This is a genomic window from Acinetobacter sp. UBA801, assembly GCA_002296655.1.
Lineage (GTDB): Bacteria > Pseudomonadota > Gammaproteobacteria > Pseudomonadales > Moraxellaceae > Acinetobacter.
The window spans coordinates 38099-57653 of record DBIN01000017.1; the positions used below are offsets into that span (position 1 = coordinate 38099).

General features: G+C 35.6%; 18 protein-coding genes. All 18 read left to right on the plus strand.

Annotated features, from left to right (window positions below; all coding sequences use genetic code 11):
- Position 1: 1 nt before the first annotated feature.
- The 18 genes from neuC (at position 2) to galU (ending at position 19517) form a co-directional block, all read left to right on the plus strand.
- The gene (gene neuC / locus B2W49_RS02560) at positions 2-1138 is read left to right on the plus strand and encodes a UDP-N-acetylglucosamine 2-epimerase (RefSeq protein WP_291334224.1); all 1137 of its coding nucleotides are present in this window, start codon (positions 2-4) and stop codon (positions 1136-1138) included.
- Positions 1128-2222 (plus strand): N-acetylneuraminate synthase family protein, encoded by a 1095-nt coding sequence (locus tag B2W49_RS02565; RefSeq protein WP_057073989.1) that lies wholly within the window; start codon positions 1128-1130, stop codon positions 2220-2222. Before neuC ends, B2W49_RS02565 begins: the two co-directional genes overlap by 11 nt.
- Positions 2223-2864 carry a sugar O-acyltransferase gene (locus B2W49_RS02570; RefSeq protein WP_291334225.1) on the plus strand — a complete coding sequence of 214 codons (642 nt, stop codon included), beginning with the start codon at positions 2223-2225 and terminating at the stop codon, positions 2862-2864.
- Positions 2857-3918 (plus strand): nucleotidyltransferase family protein, encoded by a 1062-nt coding sequence (locus B2W49_RS02575; protein ID WP_291334226.1) that lies wholly within the window; start codon positions 2857-2859, stop codon positions 3916-3918. Before B2W49_RS02570 ends, B2W49_RS02575 begins: the two co-directional genes overlap by 8 nt.
- On the plus strand, positions 3918-4643 hold the full coding sequence (locus tag B2W49_RS02580; RefSeq protein WP_291334227.1) for a cytidylyltransferase domain-containing protein: 726 nt from the start codon (positions 3918-3920) through the stop codon (positions 4641-4643). Before B2W49_RS02575 ends, B2W49_RS02580 begins: the two co-directional genes overlap by 1 nt.
- A gap of 83 nt (positions 4644-4726) precedes the next feature.
- Positions 4727-6316: a hypothetical protein gene (locus tag B2W49_RS02585; protein WP_291334228.1), complete on the plus strand. Its 1590-nt coding sequence runs from the start codon at positions 4727-4729 to the stop codon at positions 6314-6316.
- Positions 6309-7517: a polysaccharide biosynthesis protein gene (locus B2W49_RS02590; RefSeq protein WP_291334229.1), complete on the plus strand. Its 1209-nt coding sequence runs from the start codon at positions 6309-6311 to the stop codon at positions 7515-7517. The genes B2W49_RS02585 and B2W49_RS02590 overlap by 8 nt, the downstream gene beginning before the upstream one ends.
- Positions 7514-8542, plus strand: coding sequence for an O-antigen polymerase (locus B2W49_RS02595; protein ID WP_291334230.1), 1029 nt, complete (start codon positions 7514-7516; stop codon positions 8540-8542). Before B2W49_RS02590 ends, B2W49_RS02595 begins: the two co-directional genes overlap by 4 nt.
- Positions 8543-8597: 55 nt before the next feature.
- A complete protein-coding gene (locus tag B2W49_RS02600; RefSeq protein WP_291334231.1) occupies positions 8598-9716 on the plus strand; it encodes a glycosyltransferase family 4 protein in 1119 nt (372 codons plus the stop codon).
- A gap of 1 nt (position 9717) precedes the next feature.
- Positions 9718-10752 carry a polysaccharide biosynthesis protein gene (locus B2W49_RS02605; RefSeq protein ID WP_291334232.1) on the plus strand — a complete coding sequence of 345 codons (1035 nt, stop codon included), beginning with the start codon at positions 9718-9720 and terminating at the stop codon, positions 10750-10752.
- 2 nt (positions 10753-10754) lie between these two features.
- A complete protein-coding gene (gene wbjC / locus B2W49_RS02610) occupies positions 10755-11867 on the plus strand; it encodes a UDP-2-acetamido-2,6-beta-L-arabino-hexul-4-ose reductase (protein WP_291334233.1) in 1113 nt (370 codons plus the stop codon).
- Positions 11868-11878: 11 nt separating this feature from the next.
- Entirely contained in the window at positions 11879-13009 is a 1131-nt protein-coding gene (gene wecB, locus B2W49_RS02615) for a non-hydrolyzing UDP-N-acetylglucosamine 2-epimerase (protein WP_291334234.1), read from the plus strand.
- A gap of 10 nt (positions 13010-13019) precedes the next feature.
- Positions 13020-14216 carry a glycosyltransferase family 4 protein gene (locus B2W49_RS02620; protein ID WP_291334235.1) on the plus strand — a complete coding sequence of 399 codons (1197 nt, stop codon included), beginning with the start codon at positions 13020-13022 and terminating at the stop codon, positions 14214-14216.
- Positions 14209-15153 carry an NAD-dependent epimerase/dehydratase family protein gene (locus B2W49_RS02625; protein WP_291334236.1) on the plus strand — a complete coding sequence of 315 codons (945 nt, stop codon included), beginning with the start codon at positions 14209-14211 and terminating at the stop codon, positions 15151-15153. Before B2W49_RS02620 ends, B2W49_RS02625 begins: the two co-directional genes overlap by 8 nt.
- 7 nt (positions 15154-15160) lie before the next feature.
- Positions 15161-16174, plus strand: coding sequence for an MraY family glycosyltransferase (locus tag B2W49_RS02630; protein WP_291334237.1), 1014 nt, complete (start codon positions 15161-15163; stop codon positions 16172-16174).
- On the plus strand, positions 16167-16691 hold the full coding sequence (locus tag B2W49_RS02635; RefSeq protein WP_291334238.1) for an acetyltransferase: 525 nt from the start codon (positions 16167-16169) through the stop codon (positions 16689-16691). The genes B2W49_RS02630 and B2W49_RS02635 overlap by 8 nt, the downstream gene beginning before the upstream one ends.
- A 45-nt stretch (positions 16692-16736) precedes the next feature.
- Positions 16737-18611 (plus strand): nucleoside-diphosphate sugar epimerase/dehydratase, encoded by a 1875-nt coding sequence (locus B2W49_RS02640; RefSeq protein WP_291334239.1) that lies wholly within the window; start codon positions 16737-16739, stop codon positions 18609-18611.
- 24 nt (positions 18612-18635) lie between these two features.
- Positions 18636-19517 carry a UTP--glucose-1-phosphate uridylyltransferase GalU gene (gene galU, locus B2W49_RS02645; protein WP_291334240.1) on the plus strand — a complete coding sequence of 294 codons (882 nt, stop codon included), beginning with the start codon at positions 18636-18638 and terminating at the stop codon, positions 19515-19517.
- Positions 19518-19555: the final 38 nt, after the last annotated feature.

Here is a 19555-nt window from a genome sequence, read left to right on the forward strand (position 1 = left end):
AATGAAAAAAATAGCCGTTTTTACAGGAACTCGAGCTGAATATGGTTTGCTGTATTGGTTAATGCGAGATATTCAGCAAGATTCAGAGCTAGAGTTACAAATTCTAGCTACGGCTATGCATTATTCACCTGAGCACGGTGAAACTTGGAAAACTATTGTTCAAGATGGTTTCGAAATTACTGAATCAGTAGAAATGCTACTGTCATCTGATACTTCGTCTGCTGTTGTGAAATCCATGGGCGTTGGCTTACTTGGATTTGCAGATGCATTGAAACGAATGCAACCTGATTTATTAGTTGTTTTGGGTGATCGTTTTGAGGCTTTAGCAGTAACGCAAGCTGCTTTAATCATGCATGTACCTGTTGCACATTTGCATGGTGGTGAAATCACTGAAGGTGCTTATGATGAATCAATTCGTCATGCGATCACAAAAATGTCTAATATTCATTTTGCCGCAGCAGAGGAATATAAGAAACGAATTATTCAGTTAGGTGAGCAACCAGACAAGGTATTTAATGTTGGCGCATTAGGTTTAGATCATATCCAACGTACAACATTTAAAAATATTGCAGAATTAAGCGAATTATATGATTTTGATTTTTCAAAACCATATTTTCTGATTACTTATCATCCTGAAACTAATTTATTAGAAGAAAATGTTGCACCGCTATTTGATGCACTTAAGCAAATAAAAGATGTCAACTTTATTTTTAGTTATCCAAATGCAGATAATGGTAATACTAATATCGTGAAAGCAATGCTTGATTTAAAAGCACAGTTGCCAGATCGCGTATTGCTTGTAAAAAGTTTTGGTATTCAAAATTATTTAAGTGTTTTGAAAAATGCTTTAGCTATGGTAGGTAACTCATCAAGTGGATTATCAGAAGCTCCAGCGTTACAGGTTCCAACCGTAAATATTGGTGATCGTCAAAAAGGACGCTTACGTTGTGAGTCTATACTTGATGTTAGATTAGACGAAAGTGAAATTTTAGAAGCATTGCAAAAAGCAATTAATTTCCCAGACGATGAATTGAGTAAAGTTGTTCCACCATTAGGGTTAGGCAATACTTCTCAGAAAATAATTGAACTTATTAAAACGACGGATTTTAAAAAGAAGGCACCATTTTATGATCTTTAATCAAGACGAAATTTATGTCATTGCAGAAATTGGTGTAAATCATAATGGCTCTGTAGAGTTAGCAAAAGAGCTTATTTTAAAAGCCAAAGAATGCGGTGCGAATGCTGTCAAATTTCAAACATTTAAAGCAGATAGTTTATTATCTGATCAAACTGAAATGGCTGCATATCAAAAAGAAAATACTGGTTCTAGTCAAAGCCAATTAGAGCTTGTAAAAAGTTTAGAGCTTACTTATGAGCAGACAGAAGAAATACAGAAATTTTGTGATGAGCATCAAATTACTTTTATTTCAACGCCATTTGACTCTGATAGTTTGAAGTTCTTGGTGAATGAGATCGATGTACCTTACTTGAAAGTATCATCTGCTGATATTTCAAATTTACCGTTTCTCTATGAAATTGCATGTTCAAAAAAGCATGTCATTTTATCTACAGGAACAGCTAGCCTAGGTGATATTGAACAAGCATTATCAGTATTTGCTTTTGTTATCGATAAGGGAACGGAAGTTCGACCATCTCAGCAGTTATTTAGAGAAGCTTATTCTAAAATTTCAGTACGTAAACAGTTGAAAGAACAGGTTTCTATCTTACACTGTGTAACTCAATATCCAGCATTATTTGAAGAAAGTAATCTTAAAGCCATTTCAACTTTAAAAAATGTATTTGATTTGGCAACAGGGTTTTCTGATCATACGCTTGATGAATACGCGGCGGTTATTGGTGTAAGTCTTGGTGCCCGCATTTTCGAGAAGCATATTACATTAGATAAAACGATGGCTGGCCCAGACCATGCAGCATCAATGGAACCAGATGAATTTAAGCATTATGTCGAAATTTTGCATAAAACATATGCAGCTTTGGGCGATGGTATTAAATTTATGCTAGAGCAAGAGAGCGATAACTATTACCTAGTGCGTCGTAGTATTGTGGCTAAAACAGATATTGCGGAAGGGGAGCTTTTAACCTCTGACAATGTCACAACAAAACGAGCAGGTCGCGTTTGTTTAGAACCAAATAAGTATTGGGATGTAGTTGGTACAAAAGCAAAACGTAGCTTTAAAAAGAACGACTTTATTGAAATTTAAATGAAAAAGCTGGCAATTTTTGGTTCAGGTGGCTTTGCAAAAGAGCTAGTAGATTTAGCAATAGATCAAGGCTACCGCCATATATTTTTTTTAGAAAGAAATGCCAAAGATGGTGACACCTTACTTGGTTTCCCCATTTTGCCTGAATCAGTAATACCGACATTAACGGATACGGTATATGCGATAGGGGTTGCTGATCCGAAGATTCGTAAAAGAATATATGAAGCTTATCCCGATTTACCTTATCCCAATTTGATTCATTCTCAATCATCACTTGGCTATGGCATTCGAGAGTTGCTAGAACATAGTAGAGGTGTGGTAATTGCGGCTGGAGCGCGAATTACAAATTCATGTCGTTTTGGTCATTTTATTATCGTAAGTTTTAATAGCACAATTGGGCATGACTGTATTCTTGAAAACTACGTTTCTGTCATGCCAGGTGTTAATGTGTCTGGTTGTATTCACTTGAAGCAAGGCACATACATTGGAACAAATGCTGCTATTTTGCCAGGCAAAAGCCCAGAGCAATTGAAATATTTAGGTGAAAACTCCGTTATAGGTGCGGGTGCTGTGGTTGTGAAACATACGGAACCGAATAAGGTCTATATTGGATCACCTGCTAAGGAATTAAGTCGTGACTAGAGATGTTAATAAAATAATTTTGCATAAAAATGATTCAATTCTGAAAGCATTAGAGTTACTTGATTTATATGCTTTAAGAATTGTTTTGGTGGTTGATGATCATAATCAATTGATCGGAAGTATTACAGACGGTGATATTCGTAGAGGTCTCTTAAAAGGCCAAGATGTGCATGCAGCTGTTGAAACAATCATGCATACGAATCCTTATAGTATTGAGGAAGGTAGCTTAAACAATCGTCAGATTTTTGAGATCATGCGTGAAAAAAGTTATCTGGCATTACCTGTAATTAAAAATAATCAACTAGTTAATATTATTACGCTTGATGACTTGATTCGTAAAAAACGTAAAGAAAACCCAGTTTTCATTATGGCTGGTGGCTTTGGTACGCGTTTGCGCCCACTCACAGATACATGCCCGAAACCGATGTTACCTGTTGGTGGTAAGCCTTTACTAGAAACCATTATTTCAAGCTTTAAAAATCAAGGCTTTTACAAATTTTATATTTCTACCCACTATTTACCAGAAGTGATTAATGAGCATTTTGGTAATGGTGAAAAGCTAGATGTACAAATTCAATATGTACATGAAACTGATCCGCTTGGGACAGGTGGTGCATTGAGTTTATTGCCAGCATCAGATATTACCTTGCCATTTATTGTAATTAATGGTGATGTACTCACAAATATGAATTTTGAAAAACTATTGGACTTTCATGAAAAGCGTGAAGCTATTGCCACGATGTGCGTGCGAGAGTTCCAATATCAAATTCCTTATGGCGTAGTTAACTCTGAAGATAATGTAATACAAAGCATGACTGAAAAACCAAGTTATTTCTTTGATATTAATACAGGTATTTATGTTATTTCTCCTGAGTTGCTAGCTCAGGTAGAAGCTCAATTTATTGGTATGCCAACCATTTTAGAACAGCAAATGGAAAAGAAAAATAAAGTCTTAAGTTATCCTTTACATGAATATTGGCTCGACATCGGTCATATGGAAGACTATAACCGTGCGCAAAAAGATATTATTAATTTAGATTTTGGTAAGTTCTAATGATAGGGCAGTATCGAGTTACAGCTTTGATTCCTGCACGTGGTGGCAGTAAACGTTTACCGCGTAAAAATATAAAATTATTGGTTGATAAACCTTTAATCGCATGGTCAATAGAAGTTGCTAAAGCATGTAAATATGTAGATCGAGTGATTGTGTCCACTGATGATGAGGAAATTAAAAGAATTTCTGAACAGTATGGAGCAGAAGTACCATTTTTGCGTCCAGAACATTTGTCAAATGATCATGCATCAAGCTTCGATGTAATAAAGCATGCTATTGATTTTTTAACTTTAAGTAAGTCAAATGAACTCATTGTGTTACTTCAACCTACATCTCCTTTGCGTTTAGTATCGGAGATTGATACGGCTTTAGAGTTTTTTGTTCAGAAAAATGCAAAAGGTGTTGTATCAATTTCTGAAACTGAGCATAGTCCAATGTGGTCAAATACATTGCCAGAAGATGGTTGTATGTCAGATTTTATTCGCCCAGAAGTACAGGGTAAGCGAAGTCAGGATTTACCTACGTTTTTCCGTTTGAATGGTTCAATCTATATCTATGAAACTTTATCTTTATTAGAACAATCCAAAATATTTTTTAATGAAAATGTGTATGGTTTTCAAACATCTTTAGAGACAGCTGTAGATATAGATACAGGATTAGATTTTTTAGTAGCTGAAACTATACTAAAACATAGACTATTAGAAGGTAATAAGAGAAATCAGTAATTAATTATTCCTGATCTATTTTATTGAAGTATGAATAATGATGGCTTTAGCTTATAAATGGTTTAGAAGTAAGGATATATTTTATGATTAGTAGGTTGAAAAGAATTATAAGTTATGCTAAGCCCTATAAACCAAGCCCAATTGAGCAAGAGTTTACTCAACTCAATAATCAATATTGGAAAAAAGAAGACTCATCTGTTTCATCTGTTGCAGAAAATAGCTATTGCCTAATAGAGGGTCAGATTACCTGTCCAGCAAGTATCATGGATAAAGCACGAATAGGTAAGGCGGTTCAAGAAGTTACAGGGGCTAAGCCTGTTGTCTTTTTAAGAGGCTTTCATGAAGACGGTAGCGATGTAGCTCACATATATAAATCATTTAATATAAATGATTTTTATATGTGGTGGAAAGGTTTCTTAAATCCTTTAGTTTTTATTCCTGCCTTATTCGCAACATTTAAAACGGTTGTTTTATATAAAGATGGTAATAAATTAGCTAATCTTAAACATAAGGGCGTTGAGGTAGGTGAGCTTATTTATGATACGTTAATACGATTTAAACCAAACACTTACACTATTAATAAAATTAAATTTACGCACTATAGGTTAATATTTCGAGCATTCTTGACCTTTTATAATAATGAATACTTAATTAGAAAATATAAACCAAAGTATTTAGTTACAAGTCATAATGTGTATGCTGAATTTGGAATGTTGCCTAGACAGTTAAAAAAAGCAAATAATACAAATGTTATCTTTTTAAAAGATATTTATGCGTATAAATGCTACAACTCATCTGTAAATATAAAAGAACATTTCCTTAAGCCTTCGATAGAGCTTTTTAATAAAAAATTATCATCACCTGAATATTTGGAAGAAGCTAGAGCTTATGTTGAAAATAGATTTAATGGAAATATTGACCAAATAGATGTCAAAAATGCATTTTTAAATAAAAAAACTTATAGCTTAGATGAGTTAAAAGAGATATTTCCAAAAGTAGATAAGAATAAAAAAAATATTGTAGTAATGTCTCATGCTTTTTCTGATGCGCCGCATGTCGGAGAGGGTTTATTGTTTAACGATTATTATGATTTTTTAGTTAAAACTCTAATTCATTTAAATGAAAATAAAGAAGTCAACACTTTTATCAAAGCTCACCCTAGTTCATATATGTGGAACGAAAAGGGAGCAGTAGAAGAGCTTTTAGAAAAGCATCAATTGGATAATATTTATATTTTACCAAACAACTTAAATACGAATTCAATTGTCAGTTTTGCAGATTATATTGTTACCGCAAAAGGCACAGCCGGTTTAGAGTTTAGTTGTCTTGGTATACCTGCAGTAACTGCTGGTAAAGGCTATTATTATGGATTTGGTATTACTAAAGAACCAGATACCGTAGAAGAGTATTATAGTATATTAGATAATATTACCAAAATTAATAAACTAGATAGCGAAACGATAAATAGAGCATTAGTCTTGCTTTATATGGTTGCCCAAAGTAGACGTCATTCTAAAATCTTACCAAAAAGCCATATCATGCCAGGTGAAATTTACTCTGAGGTTTATTTAGATAAATATAAAGAAGTTATAGATAATTTAGAAAACGGCGTGCCTATGAAAGATGAGTTCTATGAAGAAATAAAACGAGATATTGTGAATAGTCATGCTTAAAAAAGGATTCTTGTATATTATTCTAAATTATTCAATTCAATTTCTGAATATTGTACTTAACTTAGTCTTTATGAAATATCTGAGTGCGAGTCAGTTGGGTAGTCTTACGCTTGCTCGTGTTTGGCAGCAATTTGTAGATTACTCTCATCTGGGTACGAGGTTTTCACTGGATCGCTATATTCCTACCGCAGAAGAAATAGAAAAAAAATATTTAGTAGTAACTGTTCTTATTTCAACTATTATTAGCTCTATTATAGTATGTTTGATTGCAATTCTAGTAAATCAAGTAGATATAGTTATTACTATACTTACTGTTTCTGGAGTTTTTATTGCAATCTCTAATATTTTAAAAGCATATTATAGAGCTACCAATGCCATTAACAAGATGTTAAAGCTGGTTTTTTATAATCAGGTATTGCCCTTATTGATCTCACTATTAATTTATATATGGTCGTATAATTTTAGGTTATACTTGGTAGCTCTACTTATAAGTTATTTGTTTTTTATAATTAATTTGCTATATAAAGAGTTAGAGCTTTTTAAATTTTTTAGTTGGAATAAGTTTAAGCAAATTTTTAGAGGCATACTAAAACCTTCACTTTGGTTGTTTATGAATTCAATTTTTGTATTTGCTTATTTAGTGATGGATCGATTTTTTATAGATTATTCTTTAGGCCGTGAACAACTCGGCTATTATAGTATAATTATATTTGCTTTTACTGCCTTAATGATAATACCAGCGACTTGTGCTGAATTGTTGTTTGTAAAAGTAATTAGTGAAAGCTGTGAGTCTGGAAAAGTTATTTTTATAAAAGAGGTTAGTATACTTTTAGGGATCACAATCTTAGGTATTATATTTACGAACTTAGTAATGTCATACTTTGTGGAAAATTTTACTTCCTATGGGTTTTTAGTGGAGGAAATGCAGTTAGTTACTTGGGCTGTTCTCCCTTTTGCGTTGACTGCAATATATCATCATGTAATGAATGGGCTTGATCTTAGGAGAGCGCTAACAATAACAAATTTTTTAGTTTGTTTATTGTTGCTAGTGTATTATTTATATCCAATACTTGTCAGTCAGAATCTTACTCTTAAGTACTATCTTTACGCAAAATTAGCGACTGGCTGGCTGGTTTTTTTGGGATATATACTTTTTATTTTTTTTATAAAAAAAATATCTATTAAGGAATTATCTCTATGAAGATAAGATTTAATATTGTTGCAATATCTTTATATGTGCTTCCTGCTCTAATTTATTTATATTTAACTAATTTGTCTAAAATAAGATTTTATGAATCTTCTTTTTTCGCAATACAAGTTTCTTTATTTTTTACTTTTTTTGGATTTATTCTTGGTATTTTCTTATCAAAAAAGATCAAATTTAAACTTATTGATTTTTCTTCTAAAAAATATTTTTTTATTATTAATATATTGCTTTCTGTTGCTATATTAAGTATTTTTTTTCAATTACTTAAACACGGAATCCCTCTTTTAAATAATAGTTTAAGGGCTGATATTCAGCAAGGAATTTTGTGGAATATTTTTACCTTTTCATCGATGTTATCTCTTTTTTTGAGTAGTTATGTTTACTTTGTTTTAAAGGAAAAGCTAAGTTTTTTTATTAAGTTAATGATTTTTGTTTTATTTATTCTAACTGTATTAACAGGTTGGAAAAGTACACTTTTAAATTATATATTCATTTTCTCTAGTTTTTTTATTCTATATGGTAAAATAAATATATCAATTCTATTAAAAGCTTTTTTTTCTTTTCTGGTAATCTTTTTTGGAATTAATGCTCTTCGTTCCGGAATATATAGTATTAGTTTTGAAGAGCTATTTAATTATTTTTTCTATGGTTTTGAGAATTTTGTACGTATTGCACCTGTTTATACTGCACAGTGTTTACATTCGGTTCCTCTATTAAATTCCAATTGTCAGTTTGTATATGATAATAACTCCTTAATAAATCCTACATTTAATGTTTATACTGCGCTTATGCCAATTTATGCTGATGGTGGTGCTATATTAGTGGGGTTTATTTTCTTTATGTTTTCTTTTATTCTAGGTTTAATGAAAGATTATAAAAATAGTTTTTTTATTGCTTTTTTATTTTATTTATCACACTATTTTTTTATGATGGCACATAATGGCTATGTTTTTAACTCTGGTAGCTTTGTCCTTATGCTGTTATTGTTATTTATATATGATTTTATTCGTATTAGATAATTCTTACATTGTTAAGTTAAATATTATGTAATAGAAATAATTGAGGTATTTTGTTTTGAAAATATTGATTAATGCGGCAAATTTGCATAGTGGTGGTGGAGTACAGGTGGCTAGCTCATTTATTAATGAGTTGCCATTTGTCTCAAATAATATTACTCAATACTTTGATATTATTGTTTCATCTGAAGTAGATAAAAATATTAATCAATCTGCTAAAAGTTTTTTTAAAAATTATAAAGTTCATAATATCTTTGGTTTAAAAAATTATAAAAATAATATAAATTTATTTGATGCTTATGATCTCGTTTTTACAATATTTGGTCCTTGCTATCATCCAATCAAAGGAATAAATTTAGTTGGTTTTGCTCAGCCATGGATTATTTATCCTAGTAATGAATGCTATAGCATGCTATCAAGTGTAGAAAAATTAAAGTTTAAACTAAAGTTCTTCTTGCAGAAAAAGTTCTTCAAAAATTCAGATTTCTGTGTTGTTGAGCTAGAACATGTCAAGCAACGCCTAATTGAACTAAATATTTTTAAAGATAGTCATGTTGAGGTTGTTTATAATACTGTCTCAAATGTTTATTTTTCTCCTCAAAAGTGGGAAAAAATTAAGATTATGCCTTCTAATAAAATGAAGATTGGTTTAATTAGTCGAGATTATTTTCATAAAAATACTAATATTTTGCCCAAAGTAAAAGAACTTCTGAAAACCAAATATCAAAAAGATGTTGATTTTTATGTAACTTTTAATGAACAGGAATGGGTTGATAAATCTTCTTATTTTCGGGAGAACATTATTAATATAGGTCCATTAAAAGTAAATGAGTGTCCAAGTTTTTATAAAGAAATGGATGCGATTATATTTCCTAGTCTTCTAGAATGTTTTTCGGCAACTCCTTTAGAAGCTATGATAATGAAAAAACCGTTATTTGCTTCAGATAGGGGTTTTATAAAAGATGTTTGCTTAAACTTCGCATTTTATTTTGAGCCAATGAATCCAGACTCTGCTGCAGCTATGATTAATGATTTTATCGAAAACAAAAATAATAATGAATTAGATATTCAATTAACAGCTGCACAAAAACATGCTGAAAATTTCTCGACAGCACGACAGCGTGCAGTTAAATATACACAGATTATTGAAAATTGTTTGAATAAGGTAGATAAATAATATGTTTAAAGAAAAAACATTATTGATCACAGGCGGCACAGGCTCATTTGGTAATGCAGTTCTAAAACGCTTTTTAGAAACAGATATTAAAGAAATTCGTATTTTTAGCCGCGATGAAAAAAAGCAAGATGATATGCGTAAAAAATACCATTCATCTAAACTGAAATTTTATATCGGTGATGTACGTGACTATAATAGTGTTTTAAATGCCACGCGTGGCGTAGATTATATTTATCATGCGGCTGCACTTAAACAAGTACCTTCATGTGAATTCCACCCAATGGAAGCAGTTAAAACTAATGTGCTGGGCACCGAAAATGTTTTAGAGGCGGCTATTCAGAACCGTGTAAAACGTGTGGTATGTTTAAGTACTGACAAAGCAGTTTATCCAATCAATGCTATGGGTATTTCTAAAGCCATGATGGAAAAAGTCATGGTGGCGAAGTCACGTAACTTAGAAGAATTGGAAACGGTAATTTGTGGTACGCGCTACGGTAATGTTATGGCCTCTCGTGGCTCTGTGATTCCATTATTTGTAGATCAGATGCGTCAAGGTAAACCACTTACCATTACTGACCCAAACATGACCCGTTTCATGATGACATTAGAGGATGCAGTTGATCTGGTTTTGTATGCTTTCGAACATGGTGAAAATGGAGATATTTTCGTACAAAAGGCTCCAGCAGCAACGATTGAAGTGTTAGCTCAAGCATTAAAAGAATTGCTCAATGTAGAAGATCATCCTGTTTCAATTATGGGCACGCGTCATGGTGAAAAAGCATATGAAGCCTTACTTAGCCGTGAAGAAATGGTAGTTGCAATAGACCAAGGATATTACTTCCGAGTACCGGCAGATCAACGCGACCTGAACTATGAAAAATATGTAGAAGATGGTGATTTAAAAATTACTCAATACGAAGATTATAATTCACATAATACCGAGCGTTTAGATGTTGAAGGTATGAAAAAGTTATTGTTAAAACTTGAATTTGTGCGTGCTTTAACTCAAGGTCAATATATAGATCCAGAGGCTTAAACATGAAAATTTTAGTCACAGGTTCCAACGGTTTTATTGCAAAAAATTTCATTCAATTCCTGTCTGAAGAATCAGAAATCGAAGTTTTAAAATTTAACCGAGATTCTAGTTTAGAAGAGTTAGAGCAATCTGTACTTGCTGCGGACTGGATTGTACATTTAGCGGGAATAAACCGCCCTTTAAATGAGCAAGAGTTTATTGAGGGAAATATTACGCTGACGCAAAAAATTGCAAATATTCTTAAGCGAGCAAAAAAGCAGACTCCTATTATTCTTTCTTCGTCTATTCAGGCGGAGCATGACAATGTTTATGGAAAGAGTAAATTGGGTGGTGAACAGGCTTTATTAGACCTTCATCAACAGCAAGGCAACCTTGTATATATTTGCCGTTTAGCGAATGTATTTGGTAAGTGGTCACGCCCAAATTATAACTCAGCTGTGGCAACCTTCTGTTACAACACGGCACATGATTTGCCTATTCAAATTCATGATGAAAATGCAATGATTCGTCTAGTTTATGTAGATGATGTGGTGGAATCATTTTGGAATATTATTCAGGGTACACAACAAGTAGAACAAGTTTTTGTCATACAACCTGAATATCAAATCAGCGTAGGTGAGTTGGCTAAAATGCTGGCAGGTTTTAAACAGTCACGTGAAAGCTTGATTACAGATCGAGTGGGTACTGGTTTAACCCGTGCATTGTATTCAACCTATTTAAGTTTTTTAAAGCCCGAACAGTTTGACTATAGCGTACCTAAGTATGGGGACCAGCGTGGAGTATTTGTTGAAATGCTGAAAACACCGGATGCAGGGCAGTTCTCCTACTTTACTGCACATCCGGGAATTACGCGTGGTGGACATTATCATCACACCAAAACAGAAAAATTTTTGGTGATTAAAGGTAAGGCATTATTTAAGTTTAAGCATGTGGTTACAGGTGAGTTCTATGAGCTTGAAACTTGTGGTGATGAACCACGAATTGTAGAAACTGTACCAGGCTGGACCCATGATATTACCAATATTGGTGAAGATGAAATGGTAGTGATGCTTTGGGCAAATGAAATATTTGACCGTGAAAAACCAGATACTTATGCCATGCCACTAACACATTAAGAGTTAAGATTGTGAAGAAATTAAAATTAATGACCGTTGTTGGAACGCGTCCTGAAATTATTCGTTTATCACGTATTATGTCTGCGTGTGATCAATATTTTGATCATGTTCTGGTACATACAGGCCAAAACTATGATTATGAACTCAATGAAATTTTCTTTACCGATTTGGGTATTCGTAAACCTGACCATTTTTTAAATGCTGCTGGTGCAACAGGTGCAGAAACGATTGGTAATGTGATTATTGCTGTAGATAAAGTATTAGAAGAAGTGCAACCAGAAGCATTACTTGTGTTGGGCGATACTAATAGCTGTATGGCGGTTATTCCTGCTAAGCGTCGTAAGATTCCAACTTTCCATATGGAAGCTGGGAACCGTTGTTTTGATATGCGAGTGCCAGAAGAAATTAATCGTCGCATTGTCGATCATACTGCTGACATTAATTTAACTTATAGTACGATTGCACGAGATTACTTGTTAGCAGAAGGCCTACCTGCAGATCAGGTGATTAAAACAGGTAGCCCAATGTTTGAAGTGTTAAATCACTATAAGGCTAAAATTGAAGCATCAGATGTATTAGAGCGTTTAGGCTTAAACGAACATCAATATTTTATTGTCAGTGCGCATCGTGAAGAAAATATTAACTCTGATCAAAACTTTTTAGATCTGGTTAAGATGCTGAATGCAGTGGCTGAGAAATATCAATATCCTGTGATTGTTTCAACGCACCCTCGTACCCGTAAGCGTATTGAAGAGCTAAATATTGAATTTCATCCACTTATTCAGTTATTAAAACCTCTTGGTTTTAGTGATTACAACAAGTTGCAGCTTTCTGCAAAAGCAACATTGTCGGACAGTGGCACCATTAATGAAGAATCTTCTATTCTGAATTTTCCTGCTTTGAACTTGCGTCAGGCGCATGAACGTCCTGAAGGTATGGAAGAAGCTGCGGTGATGATGGTGGGTTTAACTGCAGAGCGGATTTTACAAGGTTTAGAGATTTTAGATCATCAACCACGTGGCGAAGAACGATTATTGCGCTTAGTTGCTGACTACAGTATGCCAAACGTGAGTGAAAAGGTGGCGCGTATAATTTTAAGCTATACCGACTATGTTAACCGTGTGGTATGGAAGAAGTATTAAGGCTCATATCGTGAAAAAAATTATCATCGTTTCTGAATTTATTTTGCCTGAACAAAACTCGACAGGTTACTTCTGGCATAAGATTATTCAAAAAATGGCGCAAAGTGCAATTACAGATCATATATCTGTAATTGCACCAGCGGATGAGCAATATATTCCAGATCATTTTGATAAGAAGGTTGAATTGAATCTATTTGATTCACCTACTTACAACAAAAATAGTCTGATCTCTAGAGTTTGGGGGCAAATAAAACAAACACATGCTTTCTATAAAAAAATTAAAGGTAATTTGGAGAGTAATACACAGGTTGTTTCTGGTACAAATCCATTATTTTTAATGGTATTGATTGCTTTATTAAAAATATTTAAACCTTTTAAATGGTGTCTTTTGGTACATGATGTTTTTCCTCAGAATCTTGTGCCTGCAGGAATCTTAAATAAACAATCTATTTTTTTTAAATTTTTAGATATGACTTTTAATCTTATCTATGCTCAAGCAGATCAGATTATTGTGATTGGTCGTGATATGGAAATGGTATTACGTCAAAAGAAATATAAAAAAGACATTACGGTTATTCCTAATTGGGTTGATTTTAGAGAAATAGAATTACGGGATAAAAATGATTCAGAGCTGATAAAGCAGCTAAACTGGGAAAATGATATCGTATTTCAATTTTTTGGAAATATTGGGCGTGTACAAGGAATTGATCATTTGATCAAAGCAATCCAGTTAGTCAGACATCCTCAAGCAAAGTTTTTATTCGTTGGGGGAGGGAGTGCTGTTGAATTAGTAAAATCCTATATTGAGAGTGATAAAAAACTCAATAATGTTGCTTATATAAATGAACTACCAAGCAATAAACGTAGTCTAGGTTTGAGTTCTTGTGATATTGCTATAGTGACTTTAGCTGATGGTATGTTTGGGTTAGGTGTGCCAAGTAAAGCTTATTTTAGTATGGCTGCAAATCGACCTATTTTGGCGATTATGGATAAAAATACAGAAGTTGCATGCATGGTGAAAGAGCATCAAATTGGTTGGGTGGATTCATCAAATCAGCCACAACTATTGGCACAATTAATAGATGATATTTGTGCGCAGGCATTATTGAAAAATGTAGTTTCATCACGAATTATTTTAGAAAAATATTATCATCAAGATGTTTTACTTGAGAAGTTCGTAAATATTCTGAGATTAGATAATGAGTAGGATATTAATCACAGGTGGTAGTGGCTTTGTAGGTCAGGCTTTGACTCTTAATCTATTAAAAAAAAATTCTTATCAAATTATTTCTTTGGTCAGATCATTCCAAGAGGATCAGAAATTTGTTGAACAACTCATCGCTGCTAATATTTTTGCAGCAGACTTACCTGAAAATATAGACGTCATTATTCATTTAGCAGGCCGCGCCCATATTCTAAATGAACAAACAACAGATCCATTGAGCGAATTTCGCAAAGTGAATGTAGAAGGTACTTTGCAATTAGCGCGCCAGGCTTTAGAAAAAAAAGTAAAACGCTTTATATTTATGAGCTCTATAGGTGTGAATGGTTCAGTAACATTACAGCAGCCATTTACAGAAGATGCTATACCACAACCTCATGCAGATTATGCGGTTTCTAAACTCGAAGCCGAATATGAACTTAAAAAACTATTTGCGGGATCAGACACAGAATTAGTTATTATTCGTCCACCTTTAGTTTATGCCGCTCATGCGCCTGGTAACTTTGCTCGGTTACTCAAACTAGTTGCGAGCAATTTACCTTTACCTTTTGCAGGAACAAACAATAAACGTAGCTTTGTTGCGCTTGAAAATTTGGTAGACTTTATTCAAACCTGTATCCAACATCCAAATGCAGCCAATCAAACATTTCTAGTCGCAGATCAAACTCCTATTTCTACACGTGAGCTAGTGCAATATTTAAAACAGGGCATGGGAAAATCTGTACGTTTTATTTATATTCCGCAATCGCTTATGAAACTAGGGGCAATATGTATTGGCAAATCCAAACTCTATGAGCAGTTATTTGAGTCACTAGAGGTCGATACGACCAAAGCTCAGAAGTTGTTGGGTTGGACAGCACCATTGAGTACACAGCAAGCGATGCTGCAAGTGGGTCAAAATTATTTAAAAATGAAAGAGTAATTTAAGCATGTCAATTTTTGCACTGAGCATCGTATTTTTTATACTGACATTACTATTCACAGGCTACATGCGTCATTATGCCATCAAGAAAAATATAATAGACAACCCCAATGAACGTAGTTCCCATAATGTACCTACGCCACGTGGAGGTGGTGTTGCGGTGGTGGGTACCTATTTGTTGGCGCTGGCTGTGCTGATATACAGCCAACAATTGACTGTACATATTGGTTTCACCCTGATAGCAGCGGGTTTTGTCATCGCTTTACTTGGTTTTTTAGATGACCATGGACATATTAACTCCATGCTGCGTTTAGCCATACATTTTTTGGTGGCCATTGGCGTGGTGATCAGCTTGGGTGGCTTTAGCGAAGTTACCGCTTTTAATGGTCTGCAACTTGGCTTTATCGCCAATATTATTGCAGTATTATTTTTGGTATGGTTGTTGAATCTATACAACTTTATGGATGGCATTAACGGCATTGCCAGTGTCGAAGCCATTACTACTCTCGTTAGTATGGGCATTTTGTATTATGTACTGAATACCACATTAAACTCCGACATATTGTGGTTATTGGCAGCCTGTGTATTTGGCTTTTTACTGTGGAACTTTCCCAAGGCTAAAATTTTTATGGGCGATGCCTGTAGCGGATTTCTCGGTCTCACTTTGGGTATTTTGGCGCTTATCGCTCTAAAAGAAAACTTGGCACTGTTTTGTGCGTGGATCATTTGTCTAGGTGTATTTGTGGTCGATGCGACTTATACCCTGATAAAACGCGTGTTGAGTGGCTATAAAATGTATGATGCACATCGAAGCCATAGCTATCAAGTTTTATCGCGTAAATGCGGGAGTCATACCCCCGTGACGTTGGCGGTTGCCGCAATTAACCTACTCTGGTTATTTCCTATCGCTTATATGACGGTAACACAAGCATGGGCGTACCCTGAATTGGCGGTATTAATTGCCTATATACCATTGTTAATTGTGGCTATAAAATTCAAGGCAGGTCATCCAGATGCTTAAACCCGGCTTGTTAATTTTAGGTGCAGGAGGATACGGTTTGGCTGTTGCAGAAGCTGCAGAACTGAGTGGACAATGGCAAGAGATTATGTTTGCTGATGACCGTTGGCCTGCAATACAGCATGTGGCGGACTATAACATTGTGACAAATATTGCCAATTTAAATCAGTTGAAGAATACGCAGCTTCAAGCGATTGTGGCAGTAGGCAATAATACATTACGGCAGCAATGGCAACAGACCTTGCGAGCCTTGGGTATAGAATTGACTTCGGTGATTCATCCTAAAACAGTTGTGAGTCCAACAGCTGACATAGGTCTAGGGGTGAGTGTGATGGCAGGGTGTGTAATTAGTCGTAAAACTGTGATCAACGATGGTGTAATTTTAAATATTGGTACATTATTAGATCATGATGTTGTCATTCAGGAATTTGCCCATTTAAGCGTGGGGGTAAAAGTCGCAGGTGGTCAAACCATCACTGCACATTCATTTTTAGAGGTTGGAACCTGTATTCTGCATTAAAGTAATACGGTGTTTTAAAATTCAAATATTAATAATTGTATATTTATGAAATCCATTATCGAACCTGCTGTAGAATCCCCCCGCTTAGTCAAACTCGCATTTTTAATAGTGCTGGACTTTTGTGTATTTCCTGTCTTGCTGTGGCTATGTTACGCCATCCGCCAGTTTGACCTAGGCGCAGAAGTGGTGCCCAACTTGGCTTTTGGTTCGGTATGGACAAGTGTCATAGCCGTTGTATCGCTGTTTATTTTTGGGGTGTATCGCTTTATTGTGCGCACCTACAGCGAACTGTTTATGGTCAAATTGGGATTGGGTACTGCTTTGACTGTGGCAGGGCTATATGGCTTGGCTTACTTTACCGAAGCCTTTATTCCCACCTCTATTCCACTCATGTTCGGCTTTCTCATGTTCGCTTGGGTCTGGTTTAGCCGTGGCTTTATCCGCTTTATCGTACGTTCTTATTTACAGGCCGATATACAAAAAAAACGCATCGCGATTTATGGCGCGGGCAATGCAGGGCAGCAAATTGCGGCGGCTTTATATAGTTCAGATGAGCACTTACCTGTGTTGTTTATTGATGATGATCCGTCCCTCACTGGGCAACAGTTGGGCCGTTTAAAAGTCTATGATGCAGAAACAGCATTAAAAGTCATGCCGAAAAAGCATATTGATGAAATTCTGATTGCGCTGCCTTCAGTTGGACGCATGCGTAAAAGCGAGATCGTCAAATTTTTAGAACCTGCACATATTAAAATTACCGAAATTCCAGGACTGACCAAACTGGTCGATGGTGAAATTCGCGTATCGGATATTCAGGAAGTCGATATTATTGACTTGCTCGGGCGTGACCCTGTGCCGCCTGTACCCGAACTGTTGGCTAAAAATATTCAAGACAAAATGGTCTTGGTCACAGGCGCGGGTGGTTCCATTGGTTCTGAACTGTGTCGCCAAATTGTTAAAAATAAACCCAAAGCCTTGGTGATTTATGAACTGACCGAATTTGCGTTGTATAGCATTGACAAAGAATTACGCTTAAATAGCGATGTCACGATTATCCCGATTTTAGGTTCAGTGCTAGATCAGGCTAAACTAGAGCGGGTGATGGAACAGTATGCGATTCAAACCGTGTACCATGCCGCTGCCTACAAACACGTGCCTTTGGTAGAATGTAACCCATTGGCAGGTCTGAAAAACAATGCGATTGGGACGTCATTTAGCTTAAATGCAGCGGTCAAAACAGGTGTAGAAACCTTTGTACTTATTTCTACCGATAAAGCCGTGCGTCCGACCAATATCATGGGGGCGTCTAAACGTATGGCAGAATTGTATTGTCAGGCGATGGCAGAAGCGCAAGATCAGACCCAAATTAGCATTGTCCGCTTTGGGAATGTTTTAGGTTCATCGGGTTCGGTGGTGCCGTTGTTTAAACAGCAAATTGCCAAAGGTGGGCCAATTACCGTGACCCATCCTGAAGTAACCCGTTACTTTATGACCATTCCAGAAGCTTCGCAATTGGTGATTCAGGCGGGTGCTTTGGGTCAGGGAGGCGATGTATTCCTGCTGGATATGGGGGAACCTGTACGCATTCAGGACTTGGCCCGTCAAATGATTGCACTGAGTGGTTTAAAAGTACGAGAAACAGGCAGTCAGGAAGGGGATATTGAAATTCAATATTCAGGCTTACGCCCAGGCGAAAAACTCTACGAAGAATTGTTGATTGATGCCGATAATACCGAAGTGACACAACACAGCCGGATTTTGCGTTCTTATGAAAAAATGTATCCGTTGGATGAATTGCTGATGGTGTTTGAGCGTATGCATGACTTAACAGCAATTCAAAGCGATATTGACTGGGCTTTGGCACAGCTTGAACACTATGTGGATGGTTATCAACGTGGTAAAGAAGTCAAAGTAAATTAAAATATCGAGATCAGGTTAAGACATATGATTAAGAAAGCGATTTTACCCGTTGCAGGTTTAGGCACCCGTTTTCTGCCTGCCAGTAAAGCCATTCCCAAAGAAATGGTCACCGTGGTTGACCGCCCAGCGATTGAATATGTAGTGCGCGAGGCAGTTGCAGCAGGGATTGAGCAAATTATTTTGGTGACCCATTCCTCTAAAGCCTCCATTGAAAACTACTTTGACCGTAACTTTGAGTTAGAAACCACATTAGCACAAAAACAAAAACTGGATTTGCTCAAAGACATTACCGAAATTTTACCTGCGCATGTCAGTGTGGTGAGTGTACGTCAGCCACAACCTTTAGGCTTAGGGCATGCGGTTTTATGTGCTAAATCTGTGGTGGGCAATGAAGCCTTTGCGGTATTGCTACCCGATGTATTGGTTAAAGATGATGCTGCACAAAATGACTTGGCACGCATGATTCAGCGTTTTGAGCAGAGCCATGCCGCTCAGATTATGGTCGAAGCAGTGCCAAATCATCTGGTCGATCAATACGGTATTGTGGATGTTGCGACTACACCCGCAGAAGGTGAAAGTACCGTGATGCAGGGCATTGTAGAAAAGCCTGCAGTAGGCACGGCACCTTCTAATTTATCGGTAGTGGGGCGTTATGTCTTGCCTGCAGAAATTATGACTTTACTTGAAAACACCCCTAAAGGGGCAGGCAATGAAATTCAATTGACCGATGCGATTGCCATGTTGCAGCAAAATAGTGTGGTGGAAGCTTACCGTATGCAAGGTCAGACTTTTGACTGTGGCAGCAAATTGGGTTACTTAAAAGCAGTGTTGCATTATGGGGTGGATCATCCAAAATTAGGGGATGATTTTAAAGCCTTGATTCAAGAGTTAAAGATTGAATCTTAAAGGTGATTAAGGGGAAAAGTAGAAAATTCCTCCTCGCC